At 63.5% G+C, this 4,202-nt stretch carries 2 protein-coding genes; both read right to left on the reverse strand.

Annotated features, from left to right (window positions below):
• The coding region (locus EN949_RS17855) for an ABC transporter transmembrane domain-containing protein (protein WP_245472445.1) at nucleotides 1-715 on the reverse strand (715 nt) is incomplete at its 3' end.
• Nucleotides 716-778: 63 nt separating this feature from the next.
• Nucleotides 779-4,202: VCBS domain-containing protein (locus EN949_RS17860; protein WP_127371742.1), on the reverse strand; the 3,424-nt coding region annotated here is incomplete at its 5' end.

The raw sequence follows: 4,202 nt of genomic DNA on the forward strand, positions 1-4,202 counted from the left end.
GGCCCGACATCAGTGCGGCGCGATCGCTTGCCTCCGCCTGGCGCCGCAGCGCCAAATTGCGGTCGCGTCCCCAGCGGCGGATGAGGCCGTCGATCATCCCCATGGCGCGAACGACTTCGGCGTTTCTGAGGCTCATCTCGGTGAAATTATAGTTGGTCGTCGCCAGGTCGTTGGCCTGCTTCAGCGGCGAACGCACGATATATTCGTTTAGCACCGCCATGGCGACCAGAAGCAGCGAGCAGCCCAGCGCGAAGAAGCCGAGCCAGGGATGCAGCAGGAAGATGATGCCGATGTAGATGGGCGACCATGGCAGGTCGAACAAAGCGTGGATGCCGCTGCCGGTGATGACCTGCCTGAACGTGTCGAAGTCTCGGATGGGCTGGCTCGGCGACGAGCCGGGCGATGGGGTCTCGACCGACGCGGCCAGGACTTTTGCCGACAGCAGCCGGTCGAGCCGCGCGCTGGCACGCGTCAGGATGGAGGCGCGCACCAGGTCGAGGCCGGCCAATGAAAGAAAGGCTGCCAGCAACACCAGGGTCAACATCACCAGCGTGGTTTCGCTGCCGCTGGTGACGACCCTGTCGTAGATCTGCAGCATGTAGAGTGGGGACGCGAGATAGAGCAGATTGATCGCCAGGCTGAACGCCGCCGCTACCAGGAAATAGCGGCGGCAGGCCCGAAGCGCATCCTTCACAATTCGAGATTTGCTATCCACGTCCAGAACCCCACTCGATACGCGTCAGGCCAGGTGGGCCGCCGCTGGCGGCGGCCTTTTGGTTCACACCACGAAGTCGCTTGAAATTGCTCCATTGCCAACGCCCGTCAGCGTGAATTCCGCCGGATTGTACGAAACGGCGGTATGGCCTTGGCCGTCATCGGCAAGCTTGAAGCCGTTCGCATCGTAGCTGCCGACCAGATGCAGCGCGGTACCGTGGGTGCCGTCCGAAACGGTCAGCGTTCCGCCGCTGCCATCCTGGTTTGCCTGGTAGACGGCCGTCGTTCCCGCGCCGAACAGGATGTCCTCGAGCTCAAGCCTGTCGTCATTGGTGATGCCGCCGATCCGCCCGCTGAAATCGAAGGAATCGTCGAGTTGCAGCGTGCCGGCCGCATCGTGCGCGAAGGTGACATCCGTCGACGAGGCGCTGCCGAACTCAAGCTTCGACAGGTTGCCGATCGTGGCATCGCCGTCGCCGGTGACCTGGCCATGGATGACGATGTCGCCGCCATTGGCCAACAGCATGCCGGAATTCGCCAGCCCGCCGGTGATCGTCAGTCCACCTGAACCGGTCGCCTCCAATGTTCCGGAGTTGGTGACGACGCTGCCCCCCGTATCGATGACAAGCGCATTCGCGCCGGAGGCGATAATGGTGCCCTGATTGTCGAGGCTCAGCATCCCGCCGCCCAGCTGGCCAGCGCCCGATATCGTGTTGTCGACATTGACCAGAGTGACGTCCGGCCCCGTGCCGGAGATCATGTTGGCGGCGCTGTCGGACAGCAGGATCTGCCCGCCACCCTGCAGGGTCACACCATGCTGGATGATTTGCAGCAGCGTATCGCCGCCGGTCGAGTCCAGCGAGATAAGGCCGCTATTGTTGATCGTACCGCTCAGCGGCAGCAAGGCGCCGTCGCCGATCGTCATGGTCCCTGGATTGTTGACCACCGGTGTCTGGTCGAAGACGAAATTGCCTGCCGTCAGCGCCCCCGAGTGCACGCCATCCAGCGTGATCGACTGCCCATCGCCGAGCGCGATCACCGCGTTTCCATTGGCATCGTCGGCGATATGCGTCTGGAGATCGGCAAAGTTTGCCAGTCCGTTGTAGCCGATGAGGTCGATCTGGTCGGCCGCGGCGTCGAAATTATGCACCGTATCGGCGCCGATCGGCTGCGAGAAGACGAAGAGGTCGTTGCCGCTGGAGCCGGTCAGCACGTCGTCGCCGGACCAGGCAAAGATCGGCGAACCCGGAGCGTAGGCCTCGACATTGTCGGCGATCGACGCGCTGCCCGTCGTGCCGTCGGCATTGGTCCAGGTCAGCTGCACGTCGAGCACCGCGGCGCCGGTGAAACTTGCCGGTGTGGTGACGGTCAGCCCGTGCAGGTCGCTGGTCTGTGTCGTCCAGCTTCCGTCGGCGTTATGGGTTGCGCCGTCGATGGTCCAGCCCAAAGGCACGTCCTTCACCGTGACGGTGATGAGCGCACCTTCATGCGAGGGATCGGTGAGAGCGAGGTTGATGGGCTCGCCGGAAGTGCCTGCGGGTTTGAGGCCGATTTGAGACCCGGCGGTGCTTAGATTGCCGGCGCCGTCCTTGAAGGCTCCAGCAGAAAAAGTTGCCGTGTATGTCGTGCCGTTGTTGGGCTTGTTCACCAGCAGAGTATACGTATCTACCGTATTGCCACCGCCGTCGGTTGCGGTGCCCCACGTGCCCGTGGTCGACACTAGGGTCACATTATTCGACAAGGCTAGTTTCGTCGAATCGAAGAATGTGTGGTTCATTCCGGTTTCGCTGAACTGGACGACGAGCGTGCTCGGTGCCCCGGCATTTCCCTGAACGCCCGTTATCAGTGCGATGTTGGGAGCCGTAGTATCGCCGCCCGTCACATTGATCGTCGCCGTGGCTGTGCCTGTGTCGGTACCTCCGTCCCCGTCCACCAGCGTAAAGGTCACAGTCTTTGTCGTGGTAGCACTGGTCGCGTTCGAGTAGCGAATGTGATCCTCCAGCGCTTGCGCTGCGGCTTGCGTGGCGTTGGCGTTGAAGGTGACGACGAGGTTTGTCCCGTTCGTTCCGCCGGTGAACGTTCCAATGGTCGTTCCACTATAGGTGACGTTGCTGCCGCTGAAGCCGATCTGGCCGAGGCCCGTGCCTTGGTTCTGGATCGTCAACTGGTCGGCTGAGGTGCCGTTTGCCGTGAATGCGACGGTCAGCGAGCCTCCGTTGAAATCAGCGGAGTCAACATCCGCGACAGTTCCAGATGGAGCGATAGCGGTCGCGGCCGATCCCGTGGTATAGCTGAGGCTTGTTGATGTTCCGGCCAACCCGCCGTTGAGATCTATTACCGGCGCATCATTTGCACCGTTGATGGTGACGGTGAGTACTGCCATGTCCGTCAGGCTGCCGTCGCTGACCGTGTAGTTGAACGTATCGGTGGTGGAGCCGCCGGTATTGAGGGCCTGGACCGTCGAGTCGTTCTCGTTGACCACGTAGGTGTAGCTGCCGTTGGCGGCGATTGTGAGTGTGCCGTGCGCGCCGACCAGGCCGACACCCAGCGAACCGGCCGTACCGCCGCCTTCGGCGCCGCCGGTACGGATCGAGCTCACCGTCAGGCTGGCGCTGTCGACATCGCTGTCGTTGGTCAGCACGTTGCCGGAACCATTGTTGCCGCCGGATCCGTTTAGCGTGCCGCTCTTCTCGGTTGCGGCAATCGCACCGGGACTGGCGCTAGTGTCGTTGGCAGCGATCGGAGCGTCGTCGGTGCCGTGGATGGTGATGGTCAGCGTCGTCGAGGAGGTCCCGCCCTGGCCGTCGCTCACCGTGTAGGTGAAGCTGTCGGTCAGACTGCCGCCGACATTGAGCGCGTCAACCGTCGGGTTCGCATCGTCGATGACGTAGTTGTAGCTGCCGTCGCCGTTGATCGTCACCGAACCGTAGCTGCCGGCCAGCGCAGACCCGACCGTGCCGCCCGTCACCGCGCTCACGCTCAACTGGGCATGGGTGTTGTCGACGTCGGTGTCGTTGGCCAGAACGTTGCCGGTCGCCGCCGTGGCCGGCGTGATGCCGGCCTCGTTCGCGGACCCGGTGTCGGCGACCGCAACCGGCGCATCGTCGGTGCCGTGGATGGTGATGGTCAGCGTCGTCGAGGAGGTCCCGCCCTGGCCGTCGCTCACCGTGTAGGTGAAGCTGTCGGTCAGACTGCCGCCGACATTGAGCGCGTCAACCGTCGGGTTCGCATCGTCGATGACGTAGTTGTAGCTGCCGTCGCCGTTGATCGTCACCGAACCGTAGCTGCCGGCCAGCGCAGACCCGACCGTGCCGCCCGTCACCGCGCTCACGCTCAACTGGGCATGGGTGTTGTCGACGTCGGTGTCGTTGGCCAGAACGTTGCCGGTCGCCGCCGTGGCCGGCGTGATGCCGGCCTCGTTCGCGGACCCGGTGTCGGCGACCGCAACCGGCGCATCGTCGGTGCCGTGGATGGTGATGGTCAGCGTC

This window comes from Mesorhizobium sp. M7A.F.Ca.US.007.01.2.1, assembly GCF_003998165.1.
In the GTDB taxonomy this organism is placed as follows: Bacteria; Pseudomonadota; Alphaproteobacteria; order Rhizobiales; family Rhizobiaceae; genus Mesorhizobium; species Mesorhizobium ciceri.